General features: G+C 72.8%; 24 protein-coding genes and 1 pseudogene. 18 read left to right on the top strand and 7 right to left on the bottom strand.

Annotated features, from left to right (window positions below; all coding sequences use genetic code 11):
- The first annotated feature begins 71 nt into the window (after positions 1-71).
- From bioB to dxs, 10 genes are all read left to right on the top strand, one after another.
- The gene (gene bioB, locus ACFHYO_RS08640; RefSeq protein ID WP_394319750.1) at positions 72-1,163 is read left to right on the top strand and encodes a biotin synthase BioB; all 1,092 of its coding nucleotides are present in this window, start codon (positions 72-74) and stop codon (positions 1,161-1,163) included.
- Between the two features lie 4 nt (positions 1,164-1,167).
- Positions 1,168-2,319, top strand: coding sequence for an 8-amino-7-oxononanoate synthase (locus ACFHYO_RS08635; protein WP_394319748.1), 1,152 nt, complete (start codon positions 1,168-1,170; stop codon positions 2,317-2,319).
- The gene (gene bioD, locus ACFHYO_RS08630) at positions 2,316-3,008 is read left to right on the top strand and encodes an ATP-dependent dethiobiotin synthetase BioD (RefSeq protein WP_394319746.1); all 693 of its coding nucleotides are present in this window, start codon (positions 2,316-2,318) and stop codon (positions 3,006-3,008) included. Before ACFHYO_RS08635 ends, bioD begins: the two co-directional genes overlap by 4 nt.
- Before the next feature lie 61 nt (positions 3,009-3,069).
- Entirely contained in the window at positions 3,070-4,311 is a 1,242-nt protein-coding gene (locus ACFHYO_RS08625) for an adenosylmethionine--8-amino-7-oxononanoate transaminase (RefSeq protein ID WP_394319744.1), read from the top strand.
- A gap of 182 nt (positions 4,312-4,493) precedes the next feature.
- Entirely contained in the window at positions 4,494-4,880 is a 387-nt protein-coding gene (locus ACFHYO_RS08620; RefSeq protein ID WP_394319742.1) for a hypothetical protein, read from the top strand.
- Between the two features lie 11 nt (positions 4,881-4,891).
- A complete protein-coding gene (locus tag ACFHYO_RS08615; protein WP_036707714.1) occupies positions 4,892-5,170 on the top strand; it encodes an I78 family peptidase inhibitor in 279 nt (92 codons plus the stop codon).
- A gap of 120 nt (positions 5,171-5,290) precedes the next feature.
- Positions 5,291-6,208 carry a histone deacetylase family protein gene (locus ACFHYO_RS08610; RefSeq protein WP_036707753.1) on the top strand — a complete coding sequence of 306 codons (918 nt, stop codon included), beginning with the start codon at positions 5,291-5,293 and terminating at the stop codon, positions 6,206-6,208.
- A complete protein-coding gene (locus tag ACFHYO_RS08605) occupies positions 6,205-6,447 on the top strand; it encodes an exodeoxyribonuclease VII small subunit (RefSeq protein ID WP_036699987.1) in 243 nt (80 codons plus the stop codon). The genes ACFHYO_RS08610 and ACFHYO_RS08605 overlap by 4 nt, the downstream gene beginning before the upstream one ends.
- 3 nt (positions 6,448-6,450) lie before the next feature.
- The gene (locus ACFHYO_RS08600) at positions 6,451-7,329 is read left to right on the top strand and encodes a polyprenyl synthetase family protein (protein ID WP_394319739.1); all 879 of its coding nucleotides are present in this window, start codon (positions 6,451-6,453) and stop codon (positions 7,327-7,329) included.
- Between the two features lie 60 nt (positions 7,330-7,389).
- A complete protein-coding gene (gene dxs / locus ACFHYO_RS08595; RefSeq protein ID WP_081969416.1) occupies positions 7,390-9,360 on the top strand; it encodes a 1-deoxy-D-xylulose-5-phosphate synthase in 1,971 nt (656 codons plus the stop codon).
- A 77-nt stretch (positions 9,361-9,437) separates the two neighbouring features.
- On the opposite strand, the gene ACFHYO_RS08590 is transcribed toward dxs, so the two are convergent.
- Positions 9,438-10,328: a cation diffusion facilitator family transporter gene (locus ACFHYO_RS08590; protein WP_036699991.1), complete on the bottom strand. Its 891-nt coding sequence runs from the start codon at positions 10,326-10,328 to the stop codon at positions 9,438-9,440.
- A 355-nt stretch (positions 10,329-10,683) separates the two neighbouring features.
- Between ACFHYO_RS08590 and ACFHYO_RS08585 the strand changes: the two genes are divergently transcribed.
- On the top strand, positions 10,684-11,316 hold the full coding sequence (locus tag ACFHYO_RS08585; RefSeq protein ID WP_394319736.1) for a COG3650 family protein: 633 nt from the start codon (positions 10,684-10,686) through the stop codon (positions 11,314-11,316).
- A gap of 36 nt (positions 11,317-11,352) precedes the next feature.
- Here the strand turns inward: ACFHYO_RS08585 and ACFHYO_RS08580 are convergent, their stop codons facing one another.
- Together ACFHYO_RS08580 and ACFHYO_RS08575 are read right to left on the bottom strand one after the other, a co-directional pair.
- On the bottom strand, positions 11,353-12,204 hold the full coding sequence (locus tag ACFHYO_RS08580) for an SDR family oxidoreductase (protein WP_394319734.1): 852 nt from the start codon (positions 12,202-12,204) through the stop codon (positions 11,353-11,355).
- A complete protein-coding gene (locus ACFHYO_RS08575) occupies positions 12,201-13,190 on the bottom strand; it encodes an LLM class flavin-dependent oxidoreductase (protein ID WP_394319732.1) in 990 nt (329 codons plus the stop codon). The genes ACFHYO_RS08580 and ACFHYO_RS08575 overlap by 4 nt, the downstream gene beginning before the upstream one ends.
- Before the next feature lie 271 nt (positions 13,191-13,461).
- On the opposite strand from ACFHYO_RS08575, the gene ACFHYO_RS08570 reads away from it, so the two are divergent.
- From ACFHYO_RS08570 to ACFHYO_RS08550, 5 genes are all read left to right on the top strand, one after another.
- Complete coding sequence (locus tag ACFHYO_RS08570) at positions 13,462-13,848, top strand: MliC family protein (protein ID WP_052513195.1); 387 nt, start codon at positions 13,462-13,464, stop codon at positions 13,846-13,848.
- A 115-nt stretch (positions 13,849-13,963) separates the two neighbouring features.
- Positions 13,964-15,448: an AMP nucleosidase gene (locus tag ACFHYO_RS08565; RefSeq protein WP_168782757.1), complete on the top strand. Its 1,485-nt coding sequence runs from the start codon at positions 13,964-13,966 to the stop codon at positions 15,446-15,448.
- Positions 15,449-15,542: 94 nt separating this feature from the next.
- A complete protein-coding gene (locus tag ACFHYO_RS08560; protein ID WP_394319730.1) occupies positions 15,543-17,150 on the top strand; it encodes a calcium-binding protein in 1,608 nt (535 codons plus the stop codon).
- A gap of 228 nt (positions 17,151-17,378) precedes the next feature.
- A complete protein-coding gene (locus ACFHYO_RS08555) occupies positions 17,379-17,678 on the top strand; it encodes an HU family DNA-binding protein (protein WP_036700771.1) in 300 nt (99 codons plus the stop codon).
- Positions 17,679-17,760: 82 nt separating this feature from the next.
- Positions 17,761-19,077 carry an MFS transporter gene (locus ACFHYO_RS08550; protein ID WP_394319729.1) on the top strand — a complete coding sequence of 439 codons (1,317 nt, stop codon included), beginning with the start codon at positions 17,761-17,763 and terminating at the stop codon, positions 19,075-19,077.
- 60 nt (positions 19,078-19,137) lie between these two features.
- On the opposite strand, the gene truB is transcribed toward ACFHYO_RS08550, so the two are convergent.
- From truB to rbfA, 3 genes and pseudogenes are all read right to left on the bottom strand, one after another.
- Positions 19,138-20,034 (bottom strand): tRNA pseudouridine(55) synthase TruB, encoded by an 897-nt coding sequence (gene truB / locus ACFHYO_RS08545; protein WP_394319727.1) that lies wholly within the window; start codon positions 20,032-20,034, stop codon positions 19,138-19,140.
- Positions 20,034-20,792: a phosphodiester glycosidase family protein gene (locus tag ACFHYO_RS08540; protein ID WP_168782753.1), complete on the bottom strand. Its 759-nt coding sequence runs from the start codon at positions 20,790-20,792 to the stop codon at positions 20,034-20,036. The genes truB and ACFHYO_RS08540 overlap by 1 nt, the downstream gene beginning before the upstream one ends.
- Positions 20,793-20,862: 70 nt before the next feature.
- Positions 20,863-21,276: pseudogene (rbfA, locus tag ACFHYO_RS08535) on the bottom strand (30S ribosome-binding factor RbfA); the annotation flags it as partial.
- A gap of 64 nt (positions 21,277-21,340) precedes the next feature.
- On the opposite strand from rbfA, the gene dapB reads away from it, so the two are divergent.
- Both dapB and ACFHYO_RS08525 read left to right on the top strand, forming a co-directional pair.
- The gene (gene dapB, locus ACFHYO_RS08530; protein WP_168782751.1) at positions 21,341-22,177 is read left to right on the top strand and encodes a 4-hydroxy-tetrahydrodipicolinate reductase; all 837 of its coding nucleotides are present in this window, start codon (positions 21,341-21,343) and stop codon (positions 22,175-22,177) included.
- 209 nt (positions 22,178-22,386) lie between these two features.
- Positions 22,387-23,685, top strand: coding sequence for a D-amino acid dehydrogenase (locus ACFHYO_RS08525; protein ID WP_394319725.1), 1,299 nt, complete (start codon positions 22,387-22,389; stop codon positions 23,683-23,685).
- A gap of 98 nt (positions 23,686-23,783) precedes the next feature.
- Here the strand turns inward: ACFHYO_RS08525 and ACFHYO_RS08520 are convergent, their stop codons facing one another.
- Entirely contained in the window at positions 23,784-23,969 is a 186-nt protein-coding gene (locus ACFHYO_RS08520) for a DUF1674 domain-containing protein (protein ID WP_036700788.1), read from the bottom strand.
- Between the last annotated feature and the right edge of the window lie 185 nt (positions 23,970-24,154).

The following is a 24,154-nucleotide window of genomic DNA, read 5'->3' as shown; positions in this document are numbered from 1 at the left end:
CCCGAGGGCATTGAACAGGGGCAGTCAATCCTGCTAACCCGCCCCTGCAAACATATGTTGCGAGGCTACGGATGAACGCCCCGACCGCCCCCTCCCTCACCGGCCGCCCGCACTGGACCCCCGAGGCCGCGCGCGAGATCTTCGATCTGCCGTTCATGGAGCTGCTGTTCCGCGCCCAGACCGTCCACCGGGCGCATTTCGACCCGAACCGGATCCAGCTCAGCCGCCTGCTGTCGATCAAGACCGGCGGCTGCCCCGAGGATTGCAGCTATTGCAGCCAGTCCGCGCGGCATGATTCGGGCCTGTCGGCGTCGAAGCTGATGGAGGTGCAGCGGGTGATCGCCGAGGCCGCCCGCGCCAAGGCCGCCGGGGCCACCCGCTACTGCATGGGCGCCGCCTGGCGGTCCCCGAAAGAGCGCGACATGGCGCAGATCGTGGCCATGGTCGAGGGCGTCAAGGCGCTGGGCATGGAAACCTGCATGACGCTGGGAATGCTGGACAAATCCCAGGCGACGCGGCTCGCGGCGGCGGGGCTCGACTACTACAACCACAACGTGGACACGTCCGAGGCGCATTATTCCAATGTGATCACGACCCGCAGCTACGCCGACCGGCTGGATACGCTGGCCGTGGTCCGCGACAGCGGGATCAAGGTCTGCTCGGGCGGCATCCTGGGCCTGGGCGAGGGGGCGCAGGACCGCGTGGACATGCTGGTGACGCTGGCGAACCTGCCCGAGCCGCCGGATTCGGTGCCGTTGAACCTGCTGATCCCGATTCCCGGCACGCCCTTGGCCGATGCCCCGCCGGTCGATCCGATCGACTTCGTGCGCACCATCGCGCTGGCGCGGATCATGATGCCGGAAAGCCATGTGCGGCTGTCGGCCGGCCGCACCGAGATGACCGACGAGATGCAGGCGCTGTGCTTCTTCGCCGGCGCGAACTCGATCTTCGTGGGTGAGACGCTGCTGACGGCGGGCAACCCGGACGAGGACAAGGACATGAAACTGCTGGCGAAACTCGGGATGCAGCCGATGGTCGCGTGGGAACACGCGCCCGTCGACGGCACCGCCGCGCCGGCCCCCACGGCGATCCCCGAGGGCGCGCCCGCGGCCTGTCCGATGCGCGCGGCTGCGGGCGAGACGCCGGTTCCGATCCTGCGCTGAGCCGATGCGGGACGTCAGCACGCCCGACCGGCTGGCGCCGTTCCGCGCCGATCTCGCCGCGCTCGAGGCCGCCGGGCGCACCCGGCGGCTGATCCCGCGGGCGGGGGTCGATTTCGCCTCGAACGACTATCTCGGGCTCGCCGGACACCCCCGGTTGGCGGCCGCGGTGCAGGCGGCGCTCGCGGACGGCGTGCCGGTGGGCGCGGCCGGGTCGCGGCTGCTCAGGGGCAACACCGACTGGCAGGAAGCCTTTGAAATCAACGCCGCAGCCTTCTTCGGGGCCGAGGTCGCGCTGGGCTTCGGGGGCGGGTATCAGGCCAATGTGGCGGTGGTCTCGACCCTGCCGCAGCGGGGCGACCTGCTGCTGATGGATGCGCTGAGCCATGCCTCGACCCGTGACGGGGCGCGGCTGGCGCGGGCCGAGGTGGCCGAGTTCCGGCACAATGACGCGGACCACGCCGAAGATGTGATCACAGGCTGGCGGGTGCGGGGCGGCACGGGCGCGGTGTGGATCGCGGTCGAGAGCCTCTACAGCATGGACGGCGACCGGGCGCCGCTGGACGATCTGGCGCAACTCGCGGATCGGGAAGGGTTTCTGATCGTCGACGAGGCCCACGCGACCGGCGTCTGGGGGCCGGGCGGCAGGGGCCTGTCGCACGCGCTCGAGGGGCGCGAGAACGTGATCACGCTGCACACCTTGGGCAAGGCGCTGGGCGGGTCGGGCGCGCTGCTCTGCCTGCCGGCGGTGCTGCGCGCGGCGCTGATCAACCGCGCCCGGCCATTCATCTTCGCCACCGCGCCCTCGCCGCTGATGGCGGTCGCGGGGGGCGCGGCGCTCGACCTGCTGCGCGACGAGCCCGATCTGCCGCAGCGGCTGCACGATCACATCGCCTTGTTCTCACAGGAAATGTCGACGCGGCTGCCGCATCTGCCGATGTCGGGCAGCCAGATCGTGCCGCTGATCGTGGGCGAGGACGCCGCCACCATGCGGCTTGCCGCGGCGGTGCAGGCCGAGGGCTTCGACGTCCGCGGCATCCGCCCGCCGACGGTGCCGGCAGGGACCGCGCGGCTGCGGGTGTCGCTGACGCTGAATGCCTCGGCCGAGGATGTGGTGCGGCTTGCCGCGACGTTGGAGCGACTATGGCTCGATTTGTGATCACAGGGACCGGGACGGACATCGGCAAGACGGTGTTCGCGGCAGGGCTGACGGGGTTGCTCGGGGCGCGCTACTGGAAGCCGGTGCAGACCGGCATCCCGGTTCCGACGATGCGCAAACCGTCCGACGTTCCTGCACCGTTCGTGCAAGGTTCATGCACAGTTCATGCGAACGATCCTGCGGCCGATCCTGCGAACGCCCCCGAAAGCGACAGCGCCTTCGTCCGCCGCATGACCGGCGCCGCGACCCTGCCCGAGGCGGTGGTGCTGCCCGACCCGCTCTCGCCGCACCGGGCGGCGGAACTGGCCGGTGTCGCCATCCCCGACCTGCCGCTGCCCGACGCCGACCCGCTGGTGATCGAGGGGGCGGGCGGCGTGCTCGTCCCGATCACCCGCGAGCTGCTGTCGGCCGAGCTGTTCGCGCGCTGGGGGCTGCCGGTGATCCTCGTCGCGACGACGGGGCTCGGGACGATCAGCCACACGCTCACCGCGCTCGAGTCGCTGCGGGCGCGGGGGTGCCGTGTGCATGGCGTGGCCTTCGTCGGCGACGACAACCCCGACAACATCGCCACCATCGGCCAGATCGGGCAGGTGCGGGTGCTGGGCCGGTTGCCGCGGCTCGATCCGCTGACGCCCGAGAGCCTTGCCGCCGCGATGCGCGCGGGCTTCGACCCGCAGGACTTCGCCTGACCGCCCGCTGGTCCGCCCCATCCCCGCCACGGGCCGTGCCTGCGGCGCAACGGAGACCCCGATGACCGATTCGCCCGTCTGGCACCCGTTCACCCAGCACGCGACCGAGCCCCGGCCGCCGCGCGCGCTCAAGGCCGAGGGATCGGTGATCGAGACCGACCGCGGCCCGCTGATCGACGCGATCTCGAGCTGGTGGGTGATCACCCACGGCCACCGCTACCCGCCGATCATGGCGGCGATCCGGGCCGAGACCGAGCGGCTGGACCAGGTGATCTTCGCCGGGCTGACCCATCAGCCGGCCGAGGACCTCGCCCGGGCGCTCGTGGACCTCGCCCCCGCGGGGCTGACGCGGGTGTTCTATTCCGACAGCGGTTCAACGAGCGTCGAGGTGGCGCTGAAGATGGCACTAGGGTTCTGGGCGAACAGCGGCCGGCCCCGGCACCGGATCGCGGTGCTCGACGGCAGCTATCACGGCGACACCATCGGGACGATGAGCGTCGGCGCCCGCGGGGTCTTCAACGCCGCCTACCAGCCCCTGATGTTCGCGGTCGACAGCCTGCCCTTTCCCGCGGGCGACGGGGCGGCGACGCTGGCTGCCTTCGAGGCGCTGGCGGCGCAGGGCGACCTTGCCGCGCTGATCGTCGAGCCGCTGGTGCTCGGGGCGGGCGGGATGCTGATGTATCCGCCCGAGGTGCTGGCGCGGCTGCGCGCCGCCTGCGACCGGCACGGGGTGCTGCTGATCGCCGACGAGGTGATGACCGGCTGGGGCCGGACCGGGCGGCTCTGGGCCTGCGACCATGCCGGGATCGCGCCCGACATTCTCTGCACCTCCAAGGGGCTGACCGGGGGCGCCATCCCGCTGGCCGCGACGCTGGCGACCGAGGCGGTCTTTGCCGCGCACTGGTCCGAGGACCGGGCCAAGACCTTCTTCCATTCCTCGAGCTACACCGCCAACCCGATCGCCTGCGCGGCGGGGCTGGCCAATGCGCGGATCTGGCAGGCGGGGGGGATGCAGGCGCAGCTTGACGCCTTGGGCGCGATGCAGGCCGAGCGGCTGGCGGCGGTGGGCGGCGCGGCGCGCTTCACCGGCGCGCGGCGCTGCGGGACCATTGCGGCGCTGGACCTGCGGGTGGACGGCGCGGGGTACCTCGCCGCGGCGGGGCAGCGGCTCAGGGGCTTTGCGCTCGACCAGGGCGTGCTGCTGCGGCCGCTCGGCAGCACGGTCTATGTGCTGCCGCCCTACGGCATCTCGGCGGCCGAGCTGCACCGTGTGTGGGACGCGATCGCGGCCTTTGCGCCCTGAGCCGCCTGCTGGCGGGGATGTGACCGGCGGCGCTGATGCGCGGCGGTGACAGGGGCGGGGCGGGTGCGGCAGTCTGGCGTGCAGGCGCTGGCGCTGGCGGCGGCGCCACGGCTATAGGCGGAGCGGGCAGAGCCGGGCGCAAGACCGCGGCGCACCCCCGACGACAGAGACGAGGACGAGCGATGACCACACCCAGATTTCCCCTTTTCGTGCCGCAGCGCGTGATGGCCCACGGCCTCGCGCTGGCGGCCGCAGCCCTGCTGGCCGGCTGCATGGCGGCCCCGGCTCCGGCGCCTGAGCCGGTGGCCGTGGTGGCCCCGATGCCCGAGGTGGCCCCGCCCCCGATCACCGGCGTCGCCGGGCTGCAATCGCGCGAGCCGGACGCCTGCCACGCCGCCAACTACCGCAGCGCCATCGGCCAGCCGGCGAGCGTGATCCCGACGCTGGGCATCACCCGGCAGTACCGGGTCGCGGAATATCGCGGCATCGAACCCGAGGAGTACAACGCCCTCAGGATCGCCTTCCAGCTCGACGCGGCCGGCAACATCGCCGCCGTGACCTGCGGCTGAGGGCGGCGGTGATGCGCGCGCTCGCGCTGCTGCCGCTGCTGGCGCTGGCCGCCTGCGTCGAGCCGGTGCCGCCGCCCGGCGCGGCGCCGCTGCCGGACGCGGACCTCTGCAAGGCCTCGGGGTTCCAGGGGCTGGTCGGCCAGCCGCAGTCGGTGCTCAGGACCATGATGCTGCCGGCAGGCAGCCGGGTGATCGGGCCGGGCGATGCGGTAACGGCGGATTTCCGGCCCGACCGGCTGAACATCGAGACCGGCACCGACGGGCGGATCGCCAAGGTCGGCTGCTACTGAACGGCGCCGCGCGCGGGGCGCACTCCCCGCGCGCGGACTGCGAAACATCAACCCGGGCGGGCCGGCGGCGCGGGCGCGCGAGGGTTGCGGGATCGCCGCGGTTGGGCCAGCGTGGCGGGCATGACGCTGCTTTACTCTGACGCTTCGGCCGAGGGGCATCTGACCCCGCCCGGCCATCCCGAACAGGTCGCCCGCCACGCCGCGGTGCTGAAGGCCCTCGCGCCGCTGGCGCTGGCGCCGCGCGACTGCCCGGAGGCGGACGAAGCGGACCTGCTGCGCGCCCACCCGGCGCGGTACCTCGACCGGCTGCGGGCGGCGGTGCCCGCGCAGGGCAGCGTGGCGCTGGATGCCGACACCCACCTCTCCCCCGGCAGCCTGACCGCGGCGCTTAAGGCGGCCGGCGGGGCCTGCGCGGCCGTCGATGCGGTGCTGGGCGGCGAGGACGAAAGCGCCTTCGTCGCCATGCGCCCGCCCGGCCACCATGCCGAGCGCGAGACGGCGATGGGGTTCTGCCTGCTCGGCACCGCCGCCATCGCGGCGCTGCGGGGGCTCGAACATCACGGGCTCGACCGGGTGGCGGTGGTGGATTTCGATGTCCACCACGGCAACGGCACGCAGGACATCCTGTGGACCGAGGGACGGGCGTTCTTCGCCTCGACCCACCAGATGCCGCTTTATCCCGGCACCGGGGCGGCGCACGAGACGGGCGCCCACGGGCAGGTGATGAACGTCCCGCTGCGCCCCGGATCGGGCGGGGCCGAGGCGGTCGCGGCCTGGCGGCTGATCGCCGCGCGGCTGGCCGACTGGCGGCCGGGGCTGGTCGTCGTCTCGGCCGGGTTCGACGCCCATGCCGCCGATCCGCTGGCGCAGCTCAACTGGACCGAGGCCGATTTCGCCGCCGTCACGGCGCTGATCCGCGACGCCGCGCGGGCCGCGGGGGCGCCTGTGGTATCGGTGCTGGAAGGCGGCTATGATCTCGCCGCGCTGGGCCGCTCGGCCCGCGTGCACGTCGAAACACTCAAGGAAGCCGCTCAATGACCGACCCCGAGATCGACCGGATGTCCTTCGAGGACGCGATGAAGGAGCTCGAGTCCGTCGTGGGCAAGCTCGAGCATGGCGAGGCGACGCTGGACGAGTCGATCGCGCTGTACGAACGCGGCGCCAAGCTGCGCGCCCATTGCGAGCGGCGGCTGCGGCAGGCCGAGGAGCGGGTGGAGAAGATCATGCTCTCGGCCTCGGGCGAGCCGGTGGGCACCACGCCGGTCGAGGGCCTTTAGGCGATGATCGCCCGGATGGAGGCGGTGCGCGCGGCGGTGAACGCGGCGCTCGAGGCCGCGCTGGCCGATCTGCCGGACGGCGACCTGACCGATGCGATGCGCTATGCCTGCGTCGGCGGCAAGCGCATCCGCGCCTTCCTTGTGCTGGAATCGGCGCGGCTGCACGGGGTCGCGGATGCCCACGCGATGCCGGTCGCGGTGGCGGTCGAGATGCTGCACGCCTACAGCCTCGTCCACGACGACCTGCCGGCGATGGACGACGACGATCTGCGCCGCGGGATGCCGACGGTGCACGTCCAGTGGTCCGAAGCGACGGCGATCCTCGCCGGCGACGCGCTGCAGGCGCGGGCGTTCGAGATGCTGGCCGACCCGGCGATCGGGGATTGCGAGATCCGCGTGGCGCTGCTGCGCCGCTTTGCCGCCGCCGTGGGCGCGCGGGGGATGGTCTGGGGGCAGGCCCGCGACATCGCCGCCGAAACGGCGGTCGAGCCACTGGACCTCGCCGAGGTCAAGGCGCTGCAGCAGGCCAAGACCGGGGCGCTGATCCAGTTCGCGGCCACCGCCGGCGCGGTGATGGCGGGGGCCGATCCGGCGCCGCTCTCCGAGTATGCCAAGGGGCTGGGGCTCGCGTTCCAGATCGCCGACGACATCCTCGACGTGACGGGCGACCCTGAGCAGACCGGCAAGCGCACCGGCAAGGACGCGCGGCTGGGCAAGGCCACCTTCGTCTCACTGCTCGGGCTGGACGAGGCGCGCGACAAGGCCGCGGCGATCGTGGCGCGGGCCGAGGCGGCGCTGAACGACGAGGCCGAGGGGGTGAACCCCGACGCGGCCGGAAACTTGCGGCAACTGGCGCGTTTCGTTATCCACCGCCAGACCTGACGCGGCACCTGTCTCTGGCGGGGGCGCGCGCCCCTGCCAGCGCCCGGAAAGGGCCAGCCGATGACCGACACGACCCCTCCCGCCCCCGAGCCCGTGCTCTCGGCCCCCGCCGCGGCGCCGCAGCCGCGGCCCGCGACGCCGCTTCTCGACCGGGTGTCGGGGCCGGCTGACCTCAAGGCGCTGAGCGACCGCGAGCTGCGCCAGTTGGCCGACGAGCTGCGGTCCGAGACGATCAGCGCGGTGAGCGTCACCGGCGGCCATCTGGGCGCCGGGCTGGGCGTGGTGGAGCTGACCGTGGCGCTGCACGCGGTCTTCGACAGCCCGCGCGACAAGATCATCTGGGACGTGGGCCACCAGTGCTATCCGCACAAGATCCTGACCGGGCGGCGCGACCGCATCCGCACGCTGCGGATGGAGGGCGGCCTCTCGGGTTTCACCAAGCGCGCCGAGAGCGCGCATGACCCGTTCGGCGCGGGGCATTCGTCCACGTCCATTTCGGCGGCGCTGGGGTTTGCGGTGGCGCGCGATCTGGGCGGCGATCCGGGCGACGCGGTGGCGGTGATCGGCGACGGGGCGATGAGCGCCGGCATGGCCTTCGAGGCGCTGAACAACGCCGGTCACCTGGGCAGCCGGCTGTTCGTGATTCTGAACGACAACGAGATGTCCATCGCCCCGCCGACCGGGGCGCTGTCGTCCTATCTGACCCGGCTCTACACCCGCGGCCCGTTCCAGGAACTCAAGGCCGCGGCCAAGGGCGCCGTGAGCCTGCTGCCCCCGCCGATGCAGGAGGGGGCGCGGCGCGCCAAGGAAATGCTCAAGGGCATGACCATCGGCGGCACGCTGTTCGAGGAACTGGGGTTTTCCTACATCGGGCCGGTGGACGGCCACGACCTCGAGCAGCTTCTGCCGCTGCTCAGGACGGTGAAGGCGCGGGCCGACGGGCCGGTGCTGATCCATGCAGTGACGAAGAAGGGCAAGGGCTACGCGCCGGCGGAATCCTCGGCCGACCGCGGCCATGCGCGGGCGCGCTTCGACGTGGTGACGGGCGAGCAGGCCAAGGCCAAGTCGAACGCGCCGAGCTATACCTCGGTCTTTGCCAAGGCGCTGATCGCGCAGGCGGAACGCGACGAGAAGATCGTGGCGATCACCGCGGCGATGCCGGACGGGACCGGGCTCAACCTCTTTGCCGAGCGCTTCCCGCGCCGCTGCTTCGACGTGGGAATTGCCGAGCAGCACGCGGTGACGTTCGCCGCAGGGCTGGCGGCGGGCGGGCTGCGGCCGTTCTGCGCGCTCTATTCGACCTTCCTGCAGCGCGGCTACGATCAGGTCGTGCACGACGTGGCGATCCAGCGCCTGCCGGTGCGCTTTGCCATCGACCGGGCCGGGCTGGTGGGTGCCGACGGGGCGACCCATGCCGGGGCCTATGACGTGGCCTTCCTCGCCAACCTGCCGGGCTTCGTGGTCATGGCCGCCGCCGACGAGGCGGAACTGACGCGGATGGTCGCCACCGCGGCGGCGCTGGACGACCGGCCCTCGGCCTTCCGCTTCCCGCGCGGCGAGGGCGTGGGGGTCGAACTGCCCGAGCGGGCCGAGCCCTTGGAGATCGGGCGCGGCCGGATGATCGCCGAGGGCGGGCGGGTGGCAGTGCTGTCGTTCGGCACCCGGCTGGCCGAGGTGATGGTGGCGCGCGAGGCGCTGGCGCAGCGCGGCATCGCGGTCACGGTGGCGGATGCGCGGTTCGCCAAGCCGCTCGACCGCGAGCTGGTCCTGCGGCTGGCGCGCGAGCACGAGGCGCTGATCACCATCGAGGAGGGCGCGGTCGGCGGCTTCGGCAGCCACGTCGCGCAGCTTCTGGCGGATGAGGGCGTGTTCGACCGCGGGCTGAGGTTCCGCAGCATGGTCCTGCCCGACACGTTCATCGACCATGCCTCGCCCGAGGCGATGTATGCGGCAGCCGCGATGAACGCGCCGCAGATCGAGGCCAAGGTGCTTGAGGTGCTGGGGGTCGCGTCGCTCGGGCGGCGGGCCTGACGCCGGGGAAAGGCGGGGCCTGGCCGAGACGGGTTAGCCCACACGGGCGGCCCGCACTGGTCAGGCGCCCGCCCGCCTCAGGTCAGCACCACGATCCCGCTGTGCTTGGCCTTGTGTTCGGGCTCGACGTGGATCGTCACGCGGGTGTCGGGCACCTCATGCTTGATCGCCGCTTCGACCCGGTCGCAGATCTCGTGCGCGTCGAGTACCGTCATCGCGCCCGGCACGACGAGGTGGAACTCGACGAAGGTCGCGGCGCCGGCGTGGCGGGTGCGCAGGTCATGCGCCTCGACCGCGCCGTGGGCCTCGGTCGAGATGGCGGTGCGGATGCGGTCGAGCGTGTCCTCGGGCACCGCCTCGTCCATCAGCCCGCTGAGCGAATCGCGCACCACGCGGGCGCCCGACCACAGGATGTTGAGCGCCACCACCCCCGCCATGAGCGGGTCAAGCACCAGCCAGCCGGTGACGATCGCGGCAAGCACGCCGAGCGCGACACCGGCCGAGGTGATGACGTCGGTCCACAGGTGCCGCCCGTCCGCCACCAGCGCGGGCGAGCGCAGCCGCCGCCCCTGCCGCACCAGCACCCCGGCCCAGACCGCGTTGATCGCGGTGGCGGCGCCGTTGAGCAGCAGCCCCTCGATCGGGGCGTCGAGGGCGCGGGGGGCGAAGAACCCGTCCCACGCCTCGCGCAGGATCAGCATCGCGGCGATGATGATCATCACCCCCTCGAGGACGGCGCTGAAGAACTCGGCCTTGTGGTGGCCGAAGGGGTGGTTGGCGTCGGCGGGCAGGGCGGCGACGCGGATCGCCACCAGCGCGGCGATGGCGGTGGCGAGGTTGACGGTGCTTTCCAGCGCGTCCGACAGCAGCGCGACCGAGCCGGTGATCCACCAGGCGAGCGTCTTGAGCCCGAGGACGATGACCCCGATCACCAGGCTGCCGATGGCGAGTTTGAGGGTCGTGGACACGGGGACCGCCGGGCAGTTCGGGTTCGGGGCGCGTATAGACCCGGGGGCGGGGCGGGGCAACCGGCGGGCGCGGGGCGCCTCCGGCGGGGATATTTGGGCAGGGGAGAGGGGGTTGGCTGGCGGGGAGAGGGCGGCGGACGCGGGGGCGGTGCGGCGGGGACGGCGGACGCGGAGGGCGTTTGGAGCGGGGACGGCAGATGCGGGAGGCGGTGCGGGCGGCGCCGGTGGGAGCGGGCCGCGCGCTCGCCTCGCCAAAGCGTGTCCGCCGATGGGCGGGCCCGGGCGCTCTGCGCGGTGGCGGGGCGGCGCATCGTGGGGCAGGATGGGGGCTCACCGTCCTGTCGGAGCCTGCCCCATGCGCCTTGCCCCTGCTTCTGCCCTCGCGCTCTCGCTCGGCCTGTCGCTGCTCGGCGGCCCGGCCGCGGCGACGCCGGAATACGTGCTGCCGACGCTCTTCGACGTGACCGGGGTGGCGGCCGGCGACAAGCTCAACATCCGCGAGACGCCGAGCGCGCAGGCGCGGATCATCGGCACGCTGCCCGCCGACGCCAAAGGGGTCGAGGTGGTGGCCGAGCGCGCCGGCTGGGCGCAGGTCAACACCGCCGAGCGGGCGGGGTGGGTGAACGCCCGCTACCTCGCCTATCGCACCGACGTGTGGCTGCCGGGCGGGCTGCCGGCAGGGCTGAACTGCCTTGGCACCGAGCCGTTCTGGTCGGTGCGGCAGGTCGGGTCGCAGGTGGTCTATGAGACGCCCGAGGGCGCCCGCGCGATGGAGCGGCGCGTGGTGCTGGACGACGGCCTGCCGCGCAGCCCGGCGCGGGCGGTGATCGCCGGCGACGGGCAGGGGCGGATGACGGCGGTGATCCAGCCGGCGCAGTGCAGCGACGGGATGTCGGACCGGGTCTACGGGCTGTCGGCGGTGCTGATCTTCGACGGCGCCGGGCAGGCGAGCCGGATGCAGACCGGCTGCTGCCGCCTCGCGCCCTGACCTGCGACGCGGCCGGCGCGGGCCGCGACGGCGGCCTCAGCCCTCGGCGGCGAGCAGCGCCTTGAGGCCGCTGCGATAGTCCGGGTGGCGCAGATCCACCCCCAGCTCGCGCTTGATGCGGTCGTTGGCCACCCGCTTGCTCTCGGCATAGAAGCTGCGCGCCATCGGGGTCATCTCGGCGGTGGCGTAGTCCTCGGCCGGGGGGACCGGCACGCCGAGCAACTCGGCGGCGTGGGCGATCACCGCCTCGGGCGGGGCGGGGTCGTCGTCGCAGAGGTTGTAGATCGCGCCCGGGTTCGGCCGCGCGATCGAGGCGGCGAGGGTCTGGGCGATGTCCTCGGCGTGGATGCGCGAGAACACCTGGCCGGGCTTGACGATGCGCCGCGCGGTGCCCTCGCGCAGTTTCTGGAACGGGCCGCGGCCGGGGCCGTAGATCCCGGCGAGGCGGAAGATGTGCAGCGGCAGCCCGTGGGCCGCGGCCAGCGCCTGCCACGCGGACTCGGCGGCGACGCGCTGCTGGCCGCGGCGGGTGGCGGGGGTGAGGGGGGTGGTCTCGTCCACCCAGCCGCCCTGATGGTCGCCGTAGACCCCGGTGGTCGAGAGATAGCCGAGCCAGCGGGCCGGGGCGGCCGCCAGCGCGTCGGCGAAGTCGCGCAGCGCCGGGTCGCCCTCGGCGTCGGGGCCGGCGCTGATCAGGATGGCGTCGGCGCGGGCGATCTCGGCGCGGATCGCGGGTTCCTCGCCCGGCCAGCGCAGCGGGGTGGCGCCGGCCTCCGCCACGCGGGCGGGGTCGTCGCGGGTGGTGCCGGTGACGGCCCAGCCCTGCGGGACCAGCAGCCGGGTCAGGAAGCCGGCCGAATAGCCGTGGCCGAGGACCAAAAGCCTCATGGACGCGACAGGCCCATCACCTCGGCGCCGATGGCGAAGGACCGCAGCCGCGCCTCGGGGTCCCAGATGTTGCCAGTCAGGATCAGCTCGTCGGGCTGGTAGCGGGCGACCAGCGCATCGAGCTGCGCCTTGACCGCCTCGGGCCCGCCCACGGCCGAGACGCTGAGCAGGCTGTCCACCATCGGCTGGAACTGCGGCGGCACCACGCTGTCGAGGTCATCGACGGGGGGCGGCAGCTTGCCGGGGGTGCCGGTGCGCAGGCGGTAGAAGCTCTGCTGCTGGCTGGTCCGCAGCTTGCGCGCCGCGGCGTCCGTGTCGGCGGCGACCAGGTTCGCGGCCAGCATGAAGCGCGGGGTCTGGCCCCAGGGGCCGGGCTCGAAGCGGCTGCGGTAGAGCCGCAGCGCCTCGTCGAGGTCGTTCGGCGCGAAGTGGCTGGCAAAGGCGTAGGGCAGGCCAAGCGCCGCGGCGAGGCTTGCCCCGTAGAGCGACGAGCCGAGGATCCAGACCGGGACGTTGGTGCCCTGCCCGGGGTGGGCGGCGACCGGGGCGCCGGGACGCTCAGGCCCGAGGTAGGAGAGCAGCTCCACCACGTCGTTCGGGAAATCGTCGTTGCGGCTCATGCCGCGGCGCAGGGCGCGCATCACCGCCCCGTCGCCGCCCGGCGCGCGGCCGAGCCCGAGGTCGATGCGCGGGCCGTGGATCGTGGCGAGGGTGCCGAACGCCTCGGCCACGGCGAGGGGGGCGTGGTTCGGCAGCATGATCCCGCCGGCGCCGACGCGGATGCGCTTGGTGTGGTCGGCGATGTGGCCGATCAGCACGGCGGTGGCGGCGCTGGCGATGCCGGGCAGGTTGTGGTGCTCGGCCAGCCAGTAGCGGGCGTAGCCTTGCGTTTCGGCGGCCTGGGCCAGCGCGATGCTGCTGGCGATGGCGGCGCGCGCGTCCGACCCCTGGGGGACCGGCGCGAGGTCGAGAAGCGAGATGTCCATGCCGCAGAGATAGGGGCCGCGCCGGGGCCTTGCCAGAGGCGCCGGCCGGCGGCTGACGTCGGGTTGCCCGAGGGCGGGCGATCCGCAGACCAGCGACGGGGAGAAAGCCCAACGCCAAGCTTCTTTCTTGCCCAAATATCCCGGGGTCCGGGGCAGCGCCCCGGCCGGCGGCGGTCACGGGCGGGACGCCGGTCGCCTCGCCCCGGCGTGATTTCCCCTTGGGGCCGCGCCGCGTTACCCCTGCGGCCGACCCCCGAAGGAGAAACTGCCCATGACCCGCCTGCCCCTGCGCGCTGCCGCGCTGCTCGCCCTTCCGCTGCTCGCCGCCCCGCTGCTGGCGGCGCCGGGTCTGGCCGAGACGCCCTCGAACCGGCCCGAGGACGGCGCGTTCACCTCGCAGGTCACGTTCCGCTGCGAGCGGGGGGCGGTGGTGCCCGTCACCTACGTGAACCTGCCGGGGGCCGAGGGCTTTGCCGTCGTCCAGATCGACGGGCAGCAGATCGCCATGAAGCAGGTCGCCTCCGGGTCGGGGCTGCGCTTCCGCTCGGTCGACGCCGAGCGGCCCTATGCGCTGCACGCCCAGTCCCGCGCGGGCACGTTCTTCTACGGCGCCGACGACAACCCGGCGACGATCCTCGGGACCTGCGAAGCCGACTGACGGGCGACGGGTTCACCTGCCCGGCCCCCCGCGTCTTGCCCCCCGCGTCTTGCCCCCCGCGTCTTGCCACCGTCAGGCGGCGCGGGCAGTCTGGCCGCGCCAGAGGAGCCGCCCGATGTCCCAGACCACCCGCCTGCTGCCGGTCGAAACCCCCGAGCCGGTGGAGCGCACCTATTTCGACGATCCGGTCGCGGCCGTGGACCGGCTGACCGAGCTTTACGCCCGCGCGACGGGCTGGCTCAAGGACCGCTTCGTGGACAGCATCGGCGGGGCAACCCCCGAGGCGCGGTACCGCGCCTATTACCCCGAGCTGCGGCTGACCACGGCCAGCCACTCGCTGGGCGACTCGCGCCTGTCCTTCGGCCATGTCGCGCTGCCCGGCAGCTATGTGGCGACGATCACCCGGCCGGACCTGTTCCGCGACTACCTGATCCAGCAGATCGGCCTGCTGATCCGCAACCACCAGGTGCCGGTCGCGGTGGGCGACAGCGACACGCCGATCCCGGTGCATTTCGCCGTCGCCGCGCAGACCGACCTGAACGTCCCGCAAGAGGGGGTGCTGACCTTCTCGCTGCGCGACGTGTTCGACGTCCCGGACCTCGACACGATGAACGACGACATCGTGAACGGCATCGCCCAGCCGGGCGCGGACGGGACGCGGCACCTCGCGCCCTTCACCGCGCAGCGGGTGGATTACTCGCTGGCGCGGCTGTCGCATTACACCGCGACCGCGCCCGAGCATTTCCAGACCTTCGTGCTCTTCACCAACTACCAGTTCTACGTCGACGAGTTCGAGGCCTTCGCCCGCCGCGCGCTGGCCGATCCGGCCTCGGGCTACTCGGCCTTCGTGGCGCCGGGGGACCAAGTGCTCGAACGGCCCGAGGACGTGCTGGTGACCGGCACCAAGACGCCGCAGATGCCGGCCTATCACCTCAAGCGCCCGGACGGGCAGGGGATCACGCTGGTCAACATCGGCGTCGGCCCGTCGAACGCCAAGACCGCGACCGACCACATCGCCGTGCTGCGCCCGCACGCCTGGCTGATGGTCGGCCATTGCGCCGGGCTGCGCAACAGCCAGCGGCTGGGCGATTATGTGCTGGCCCACGCCTATCTGCGCGAGGATCACGTGCTGGACGACGACCTGCCCGTGTGGGTGCCGATCCCGGCCTTGGCCGAGGTGCAGGTGGCGCTGGAAGAGGCGGTGGCCGAGATCACCCGGCTCGAGGGGTTCGAGCTCAAGCGGATCATGCGGACCGGCACCGTCGCCACCATCGACAACCGCAACTGGGAGCTGCGCGACCAGTCCGGCCCGGTGCAGCGCCTGTCGCAGTCGCGCGCCGTGGCGCTGGACATGGAAAGCGCCACCATCGCCGCCAACGGGTTCCGCTTCCGGGTGCCCTACGGCACGCTGCTCTGCGTCTCGGACCGGCCGCTGCATGGCGAGCTGAAGCTGCCGGGGATGGCCACCGACTTCTATCGCACCCAGGTCGCCAGCCACCTGCTGATCGGCATCCGCGCGATGGAGAAGCTGCGCGAGATGCCGCTCGAACGCATCCACTCGCGCAAGCTGCGGTCCTTCGACGAGACGGCGTTCCTCTAGCGCCGAGCTCCCCGCGACAACGGGTCAGCGCCGCCAGGGCGTTGATTTCTGGTATGATACGTTCCCCGAACGGACGGGCGGAAGGGAGCGTGACATGGCGACACTGCAACTTGACCTCGCTGGCGATTTCTCGGTCGGCCACCTCGACCAGCTTCTGGCGACGACGCTGACGGCGCCGTCCGAGACGGAGATGATCCACCAGGACGGCGGCGCGACGACGACCTTTTCGGGCAGCTTCAACAACGAGGGGCATTACCCCGACTGGACCGGCACCGTCTCGGCCGTGCTGCACGCGCGGGACGGGGTGCGCGCGCTGTGGATGGAAGGGCTGAACGTGGCCTATCCCTCGGTGTTGACGGGGTTCGACTATGCCCGGTTCTTCATCGACGCGCTCGAGTATCAGGACACGATCTATGGCAGCCAGGGGGCCGACTGGCTGAACGGCTTTGCCGACAATGACCGGATCTGGGGCGGGGCGGGCCACGACACGATCGAGGGCGGGGCTGGCAACGACACCATCGACGGGGATTCGGGCAACGACCTGTTTCTGGCCGATGCGGCGGTGTCGGGCGACTGGATCGAGGGCGACGACGGCATCGACACGCTGAGCTATGCCGGGATCACCGGGGCGGTGACGCTGAACCTCGGGCTGACCGGGGCGCAGAACGTCGAGGGCGGCCGGGTCTCGGGGGTCGAGAACCTGATCGGCGGGACCGCCGGCGACCGGCTGAGCGGCAGCGCGGTGGCCAACCGGATCGAGGGCGGCGCGGGTGCGGACACGCTCTGGGGCGCGGCGGGGGCCGATACGCTGATCGGCGGGACGGGCGACGACCTGCTGGTCGGCGGGGCCGGGGCGGACCGGCTGGACGGCGGGGCGGGGCGCGACCGGGTGCTCTGGACCGGCGCGGGGGCGGTGACGGCGGACCTCGGGGCAGGCGCGGCCAGCGGGGGCGAGGGGCCGGACGCGCTGGTCGGGATCGAGGATGCGACGAGCGGCGCGGGTCACGACAGCCTGACCGGCAGCGCGGCGGCCAACCGGCTGGACGGCGGGCTGGGCCACGACCTGCTGCGCGGGCTCGCCGGGGCCGACGAGCTGGTCGGGAACGCCGGCGACGACCGGCTGGACGGCGGGGCCGGGAACGACCTGCTGCTGGGCGGCGCGGGCCGCGACTGGGCCATCTATGGCTCGGGCGCGAACGTCGCGGTGGTGCTGTCGGCGGTCGCGGCCCAGCAGACCGGCGAGGGCGTGGACCGGCTGAGCAGCATCGAGAACCTTGCCACCGGGGCGGGGAACGACGGGCTCACCGGCTCGGCCGCGGCGAATGTGCTGGTCGCGGGCGCGGGCAGCGACGTGCTGGTGGGCGCCGGCGGCGACGACACGCTGTCGGGCGAGGCGGGGCTCGACCGGCTGTTTGGCAACGAGGGCGCCGACTGGCTGGCGGGCGGGACCGGCAACGACGTGCTGGCCGGCGGCGCGGGGGCGGATCGCTTCGTCTTCCTGCCGGGCGATGGCGCCGACCGGGTCGCGGATTTCGAGGACGGGCTGGACCGGCTGGTCTTCGACGCGCCCGGCTCCGGGCCGGCGGCGTTCCAGGTCATCGACCAGGGCCCGGATGCGGTGGTGGTCTGCCTCGGCCTGCGGGTGCTGCTCAGCGGCGTGGATCACGCGCTGATCTCGGCCAGCGACCTCGCGTTCGTCTGAGACGGCCGGGGCCGCAACGGTCGCGACGTGGGGAAGGGGGCGACGGCGCGATCCGGCCCCCTCCTGCGGGGCCTCTCTGGCGTCCGTCCCCCGGCTCTTTTTTGCCGTATCCCGCGCCCGTGCCCGATTGCGACATCAAAAGGGCTTGAAATGCAGGGTGAAACCGGCTGTAGCAGTCGCATTGCCAGCGCGACTGGCACGGAAAACCGACAGACGAGGAGACAGGCCATGGCGAAAGCCCCGGCGAAGCCGATGACCAAGACGCAACTCGTGGCTGCACTGGCCGATGAGATGGGCAGCGACAAGAAATCCGCGACGGCTGCTCTGGACGCGATTTCGGCGGTCGTCAGCCGCACCGTCGCCGAAGGCGGCGCCCTGACCCTGCCGGGGATCGGCAAGGTCGGCGTGCGCGCCCGCCCCGAGCGCCAGGTCCGCAACCCGCAGACCCAGGAAATGATGACCAAGCCGGCCGACAAGGTGGTCAAGATCACCATCGCCAAGGCGCTGAAGGACAGCGTCAACGCCTGATCGGGCGTGACGGCTGCAAGGTTCGAAAGGGGGTCGCTGGCATTGCGGCCCCCTTTCTCGATCTGCGAAAGGGACTGCCGGCATGACCCGGACCGTTGACGAGGCGCTGGCCGAGGCCGGCGCGGGACGCTTTCAGCTTCGGCTGATGGGAATATTCGGCCTCGTGTGGGCCGCCGACGCGATGCAGGTGATCGCGGTCGGCTTTGCGGCGCCCTCGATCGCCAAGCATTTCGGCGTCGAGATGAAGGTCGCGCTGCAGACCGGCACCCTGTTCTTCCTGGGGATGTTCGTCGGCGCCTTCCTGTTCGGGCGGCTGGCCGACCGGATCGGGCGGCGCAACGTGCTGCTGGCGACGGTGACGGCGGATGCGGTGTTCGGCATCGCCTCGATCTTCGCGCCGAGCTTCGGCTGGCTGCTGGCGCTGCGCTTCCTGACCGGGGCCGCGGTGGGCGGCACGCTGCCGGTCGACTACGCGATGATGGCCGAGTTCCTGCCGCCGAAGAACCGCGGCCGCTGGCTCGTCTGGCTCGAGGGGTTCTGGGCGGTCGGCACGCTGGTCGTGGCGCTGACCGCGTGGTGGGCGGCGAGTGCCGGGATCGCGGCGCCGTGGAAGCTGATCTACCTCGTCGCGGCGCTGCCGGCCTGCCTGGGCATCTTCCTGCGCCTCTGGGTGCCGGAATCGCCCATGTTCCTGCTGCGCCGCGACCGCGAGCCCGAGGCGCGCGCCATCGTCAACCGCATCCGCCGGGTGAACGGCACCGCGCCGCTGGCCGAGGCCGAGCGGCTGGTGATCCCGCCGACCGCGCCGACCCCGCAGGGGGGCATCTTCGCCCCGGCGCTGGCGCGCACCACGGTCGCGGTGCTGGCGGTGTGGTTCCTCGTCTCGCTCAGCTACTACGGGGTCTTCGTCTGGCTGCCGGGCAAGCTCGCCGCCGGAGGCTTCGGCTTCGTCAAGGGCTACAGCTTCCTCGTCTGGCTGGCGCTCGCGCAACTGCCGGGCTACGCGCTCGCCGCCTGGGGGGTCGAGACGCTGGGCCGCAAGACGACGCTCAGGGTGTTCCTGATGCTGTCGGCGGCGGGGTGTCTGCTCTTCGTCACCGCCGGGTCGGGGACGATGGTGGGCGCGGCGCTGCTGCTGATGAGCTTTGCGCTCTTGGGCACCTGGGGCGCGCTCTATGCGCTGACGCCCGAGCTTTACCCGACGACGCTGCGCGCGACCGGCATGGGCACGGCGGGCGCGGTGGCGCGGCTGGGCGGCCTCGCCGCGCCGTCGGTCATGGCGGCGCTCGCCACCCGCGACTTCAACGCGATGATCGGGCTGTTTGCGGCGCTGCTGGCGCTGGCGGCGGTCGCCTCGCTGATGATCGGGCGCGAGACGCGGGACGCCTCGATCGCGTGAGCGGTCGAGCGGGGATCTGAGCCGGAAAGACGGCGTCTTTCCGGTCCAGAACCCCAGCTTTCAGGCGGCGGGGACGAACACCCGGCTGGGGTGGACCTCGCCGCCGAGATAGCGGCCGATGGCGATGGCGCGGCCGGCGTGGCTGACCCAGACCTCGGTGCCGTATTCGGCGTGACCCAGCACCTGGCCGGGGTTGCCGTGGCCGAGCCGCACCGCGCCCTGATCGGTCGCGCGCATCTCGGGCAGGTCGAGCGCGGCCTCGATGGGCTTGAGCGCGGCCTCGAGTTCCGCCTGGTTGGCGCGGTCCACGCGGTCGAGAGGGATCGCGTCGGCCACATCGAACGGCCCCGACCAGACCCGGCGCAGCGTGGCGACATGGCCGAAGCAGCCGAGCGTCCTTCCCAAGTCGCGGGCGATGCTGCGGACATAGCCGCCCTTGCCGCAGACCATGTGCAGGTCGGCGCCGTCCGCGTGGGCGGCGGTCAGGGACAGCTCCTCGACCCAGAGCGTGCGGGGGGCAAGCTCCACCGTCTCGCCCGCTCGGGCGAGGTCGTAGGCGCGCGCGCCCTCGACCCGCACGGCCGAGACGGCGGGGGGCACCTGCAGGATCTCGCCGCGGAAGGCGGGCAGCGCGGCCTCGATCGCGGCGGCCGCGGGGCGGGTGTCGGCGGTGCGGGTCACCGTGCCCGCCGCGTCGTCGGTGCTGGTCTCGGCGCCCCAGGTCACCGTGAAATCATAGGCCTTGAGCGCCTCGGCGAGGTAGGGGACGGTCTTCGTCGCCTCACCCAGCGCCACCGCCAGCAGTCCCGTCGCATCGGGGTCGAGCGTGCCGGCGTGCCCGGCCTTCTTCGCGTCCAGCGCCCAGCGGACCCGGCCCACGACGTCGGTCGAACCGACCCCCGCGGGCTTGTCCACGAGCAGCCAGCCCGAAATGTCGCGGCCCTTCTTGCGTGCCATCAGGGCTGCTCCACATAGCCGATGATCGGCCCCATCGTCCGGCCCCAGTCGGCGCGGTTCAGCGCCGGCGCATAGAGGCGGCTGATCGAGCCGTCGAAATAGAGCGCGTTGCGCGCCCCGAGTTCGTCGCGGAAGAACCGGGCGAATTCGTGGAACGTCACTGCCCGGTCCGAGATCACGAACCACGCCGTCTTCATGTCGCGCGAGACGCCGACGCCGTTGCGGATGTAGCGGCTGGTCGACGTGGCGTCGAAGCGCGGGTGCAGCGCGCCGTCGATGACCAGCATCGGCCCGGACTGGGTCGCGAGCCGGCAGGCGGGGTTTGCCTTGGCGAAGCGGCGGCTTTCGATCACCTGAAAGGGCGCCTTGGCGCCGACGCAGAAGACCCCGTTCGGGCGCATCCCGAAGTTGCCGCCGCCGCCCGCGGTAACCAGTTGCCCGCGCTCGACCCCGCCCGAGCGGTAGAGGCCGACCGGCGCGTAGTCGGGGTGGAACATCCCGGCGTTCATGGCGAAGCCCAGCACCTCGCCGGACCCGAGCGTGCGGCGGACGGCGGTGAAGTCGCCCAGCGTCTTGCCGCTGTCGTCGTCGAGCCAGAGCCGCAGCCGGTCCTGCCGGTCGCCGGTGACGGTGCAGACGGCGTAGCCCGTCCCCTCGAACGCCCGCCGCTCGCAGAGGTCGGCGACCGCGGGCAGGGTCATGGCGACGAGCGCGCCGACCGCCAGCCCGAGCCGCCGCTTGAGGTCAGCGAGGCTCATCGTCGCGGGGCGTGTCGTCGCCGGTCTCGCGGGCGAGGTCGGCGCCTTCGTCCCAGTCCTCGGCGTCGGCCTCGTCGTCGTCGGCCTCGATGTCGCGGCGGACGCGCTCGTCGGCGAACATCCGGCGGGTGTCGTCCATGCGGTCGAACGTCTCGTCGAGGATGAAGCGCAGGTCGGGGGCGTATTTCAGCGTCATCTCGCGGGCGACGTGGTGGCGCAGCTCGCGGGTGTTGCGGCGCAGCGCGGCCAGCGCCTCGTCGGCATCATGGCCGCCCAGCGGCATGACGTAGACCGTGGCGACCTTGAGGTCGGGCGAGGCCTTGACCTCGCCCACGGTGATCGAGTGGCGGTTCAGCTCGGGGTCGTGCACGTCCCCGCGCATGAGCACGTCCGACAGCGTGCGCCGGATCAGTTCACCGACGCGCAGCTGGCGCTGGGACGGGCCGGACCCGTGATGGAAGCGATTGGAAGCCATGCGCCCCATCTAGGGGGTCGCGGGGCGGCTCGCAACGGGATAGGCATCGGGGAAATCAAGACGGAGCGCGCGCATGGACACCCCCGGCACCCAGACCCCCGGCCCCCAGAAGCCCGGCATCGTCATCACCGGCGTTTCGGGCCGGATGGGCCGGATGCTCGTGCGCGAGGTGCTGGCGTCGGACGCCTGCCGGCTGGTGGGCGCGCTCGAGCGGCCGGGGCACGACTGGGTGGGGCGCGACCTCGGCGCGGCGCTGGGCGGGGCGGACCTGGGGGTGACCGTCAGCGACGATCCGATCGCCACGATCGCGCGGGCGCAGGCGGTGATCGACTTCACCAGCCCCGCGGCGACGGTGGGGTTTGCCGAGCTGACGGCGCAGGCGCGGGCGGTCCATGTGATCGGGACGACGGGGCTCTCGGCCGACGACCTGCGCGCCATCGCTGCGGCGGCGCGCCATGCGCCGATCATCCGGGCGGGGAACATGAGCCTGGGGGTCAACCTGCTGGTCGGGCTGACGCGGCGGGTGGCGGCGGCGCTGGGGACCGACTGGGACATCGAGATCGTCGAGGCGCATCACCGCATGAAGGTCGATGCGCCCTCGGGGACCGCGCTGATGCTGGGCGAGGCGGCGGCCGAGGGGCGGGGCGTGACGCTCGACGCCGTGCGGACCCCGGCCCGCGAGGGCGTGACCGGCGCGCGCGCGGCGGGCAGCATCGGGTTCTCGGCCATCCGCGGTGGCGACGTGGTGGGCGAGCACGACGTGATCTTTGCCGCCGATGGCGAGCGGGTGGTGCTGCGCCACCTCGCCACCGACCGGGCGATCTTCGCCCGCGGCGCGCTGCGCGCGGCGCTGTGGGGGCAGGACAAGGGGCCGGGCGAATACGACATGGCCGACGTTCTGGGGCTGTAGCCGCACCGATTCGGCAGGATGTTGCGCGCGGGCGGGCGCTGGCGGGCTGATTGTCGGCTCATTTGCGTAATCGAGCAACGATCCGCGGCCCAAGGGTCCTGAAACGCGCGTTTCTTCGCCCGCCTGCGACAAACGCGCACAACTTCGGCAGCACCTTGCCGCGGCTTTCGCCGATCCTTGCCGGGCAATCATCGCAAGGGGGCGGGGCCATGAAGATCGTCGTGCTGGGAGCGGGTGTGATCGGCGTCACCTCGGCGTGGGAACTGTCCCGGGCCGGGCACGAGGTCACGGTCGTGGACCGCCAGCCGGCGGCGGCGATGGAGACCTCGTTCGCCAACGCCGGCGAGATCTCGCCCGGCTACTCGACCCCCTGGGCCGCCCCCGGCATCCCGCAGAAGGCGCTGCGCTGGATGTTCCAGCGCCACGCGCCGCTGGTGCTGCACGCCTCGGCCGACCCGGTGCGGGCGGGCTGGATGGCGAAGATGCTGGGGAACTGCACCTCGGACGCCTATGCCGTGAACAAGTCCCGGATGATGCGGGTCGCCGAGTATTCGCGCGACCGGCTGCAGGCGCTGCGCGAGGAAACCGGCATCCGCTACGACGAGCGCACGCAGGGCACGCTGCAGGTGTTCCGCAAGCCCGAGCAGCTCGTGGCGGTGCAGAAGGACATCAAGGTGCTCAAGGCCGACGGCGTGGCCTATGAAGAGCTCGACGTGGCGGGCTGCATCGCCGCCGAGCCGGGGCTGGCGGGCGCGCGCGAGCGCCTCGTCGGCGGGCTGCGGCTGCCGGGCGACGAGACCGGCGACTGCCACATCTTCACGCAAGCCCTCGCGGCGCTGGCGGCCGAGGCGGGGGTGGTGTTCCACTACGACACCACCATCCACGGGCTCGAGGGGACGCGGGGCCGGATCACCGCGGCGCTGACCTCGGCCGGGCGGCTTGAGGCGGATGCCTTTGTGGTGGCGCTGGGGTCGCACTCGCCGGCGCTGGTGGCGCCGTTCGGGATCAAACTGCCGGTGCACCCGGTCAAGGGCTACTCGCTGACCCTGCCGATCGTGGACGAGGCGCGGGCGCCCGTCTCGACGGTGATGGACGAGACCTACAAGGTGGCGATCACCCGGCTGGGCGACCGCATCCGCGTGGGCGGGCTGGCCGAGCTGGCAGGGTTCGACCTCACCCTGTCGCCGCGGCGGCGGGCGACGCTGGCCAAGTCGGTGGGCGAGCTCTTCGGCGGGGCGGGCGATCTGGAGCGGGCGACGTTCTGGACCGGCCTGCGCCCGATGACGCCGGACGGGACGCCGATCATCGGCGCCACGGCGACCGGGAACCTGTGGGTGAACACCGGGCACGGGACGCTGGGCTGGACGATGGCGGCGGGCTCGGCCCGGGTGCTGGCCGACCTGATGAGCGGCCGGACCCCGGCGATCCGGTCGGACGACCTGTCGGCGGCGCGCTACGGGCGCGGCCGCCGGGCGGCGGCGCCGGCGCTGCACCCGCAGGCGGCCTGAGCGGCGGCGCGGGACCGGGGCTGACGCCCCGGACCTCGCGGGTCTATTTTCCAGAAAGAAAGCTACGGGTCCGGCGGGCCGGGCCACCGCGGGCCGGGTCAGAAGTCGACGGCGATGCCCTTGCGCTCGTAATCGCCGAAGCGCACCGGCTCGGGCCCGTCGCGGCCGCCGAGTTCGGGCGGCAGGTCGAGCGGCGCGGCCGCCTTGCGGCGGGCCTCGGCCTCGGCCAGCGCGCGCTGGGCGGCGGGCGGGAGGTCCGGTTTCGGCAGAGTCTCATCACTCATGGCGCATCCCCGGCTGATTGCGTAACGCTGACCCTCAGCTAAGCGCCGGGGACGCGATGGACAAGAACAAGGACAGGCCGCGGGGCGACGGGCAGCGCGGGCAGGACGGGCGGCGTCAGGGCCAGCGTCAGGCGCGGCGCGACGCCGGGCCGGCCGATGCTCGCGCCGGGGCGCTGGCGCTGCTG

This window comes from Paracoccus panacisoli (assembly GCF_042435015.1).
GTDB lineage: Bacteria > Pseudomonadota > Alphaproteobacteria > Rhodobacterales > Rhodobacteraceae > Paracoccus > Paracoccus panacisoli.
This window is presented reverse-complemented; position numbering and strand designations above follow the sequence as displayed.

What these genes read in the sequence shown, in the direction of transcription:
- bioB (WP_394319750.1), top strand. Translation starts at nt 72, where the DNA reads ATGAACGCCCCGACCGCCCCCTCCCTCACCGGCCGCCCGCACTGGACC.
- ACFHYO_RS08635 (WP_394319748.1), top strand. Translation starts at nt 1,168, where the DNA reads ATGCGGGACGTCAGCACGCCCGACCGGCTGGCGCCGTTCCGCGCCGAT.
- ACFHYO_RS08625 (WP_394319744.1), top strand. Translation starts at nt 3,070, where the DNA reads ATGACCGATTCGCCCGTCTGGCACCCGTTCACCCAGCACGCGACCGAG.
- ACFHYO_RS08620 (WP_394319742.1), top strand. Translation starts at nt 4,494, where the DNA reads ATGACCACACCCAGATTTCCCCTTTTCGTGCCGCAGCGCGTGATGGCC.
- ACFHYO_RS08615 (WP_036707714.1), top strand. Translation starts at nt 4,892, where the DNA reads ATGCGCGCGCTCGCGCTGCTGCCGCTGCTGGCGCTGGCCGCCTGCGTC.
- ACFHYO_RS08610 (WP_036707753.1), top strand. Translation starts at nt 5,291, where the DNA reads ATGACGCTGCTTTACTCTGACGCTTCGGCCGAGGGGCATCTGACCCCG.
- ACFHYO_RS08605 (WP_036699987.1), top strand. Translation starts at nt 6,205, where the DNA reads ATGACCGACCCCGAGATCGACCGGATGTCCTTCGAGGACGCGATGAAG.
- ACFHYO_RS08600 (WP_394319739.1), top strand. Translation starts at nt 6,451, where the DNA reads ATGATCGCCCGGATGGAGGCGGTGCGCGCGGCGGTGAACGCGGCGCTC.
- dxs (WP_081969416.1), top strand. Translation starts at nt 7,390, where the DNA reads ATGACCGACACGACCCCTCCCGCCCCCGAGCCCGTGCTCTCGGCCCCC.
- ACFHYO_RS08585 (WP_394319736.1), top strand. Translation starts at nt 10,684, where the DNA reads ATGCGCCTTGCCCCTGCTTCTGCCCTCGCGCTCTCGCTCGGCCTGTCG.
- ACFHYO_RS08580 (WP_394319734.1), bottom strand. Translation starts at nt 12,204, where the DNA reads ATGAGGCTTTTGGTCCTCGGCCACGGCTATTCGGCCGGCTTCCTGACC.
- ACFHYO_RS08575 (WP_394319732.1), bottom strand. Translation starts at nt 13,190, where the DNA reads ATGGACATCTCGCTTCTCGACCTCGCGCCGGTCCCCCAGGGGTCGGAC.
- ACFHYO_RS08570 (WP_052513195.1), top strand. Translation starts at nt 13,462, where the DNA reads ATGACCCGCCTGCCCCTGCGCGCTGCCGCGCTGCTCGCCCTTCCGCTG.
- ACFHYO_RS08565 (WP_168782757.1), top strand. Translation starts at nt 13,964, where the DNA reads ATGTCCCAGACCACCCGCCTGCTGCCGGTCGAAACCCCCGAGCCGGTG.
- ACFHYO_RS08560 (WP_394319730.1), top strand. Translation starts at nt 15,543, where the DNA reads ATGGCGACACTGCAACTTGACCTCGCTGGCGATTTCTCGGTCGGCCAC.
- ACFHYO_RS08555 (WP_036700771.1), top strand. Translation starts at nt 17,379, where the DNA reads ATGGCGAAAGCCCCGGCGAAGCCGATGACCAAGACGCAACTCGTGGCT.
- ACFHYO_RS08550 (WP_394319729.1), top strand. Translation starts at nt 17,761, where the DNA reads ATGACCCGGACCGTTGACGAGGCGCTGGCCGAGGCCGGCGCGGGACGC.
- truB (WP_394319727.1), bottom strand. Translation starts at nt 20,034, where the DNA reads ATGGCACGCAAGAAGGGCCGCGACATTTCGGGCTGGCTGCTCGTGGAC.
- ACFHYO_RS08540 (WP_168782753.1), bottom strand. Translation starts at nt 20,792, where the DNA reads ATGAGCCTCGCTGACCTCAAGCGGCGGCTCGGGCTGGCGGTCGGCGCG.
- dapB (WP_168782751.1), top strand. Translation starts at nt 21,341, where the DNA reads ATGGACACCCCCGGCACCCAGACCCCCGGCCCCCAGAAGCCCGGCATC.
- ACFHYO_RS08525 (WP_394319725.1), top strand. Translation starts at nt 22,387, where the DNA reads ATGAAGATCGTCGTGCTGGGAGCGGGTGTGATCGGCGTCACCTCGGCG.
- ACFHYO_RS08520 (WP_036700788.1), bottom strand. Translation starts at nt 23,969, where the DNA reads ATGAGTGATGAGACTCTGCCGAAACCGGACCTCCCGCCCGCCGCCCAG.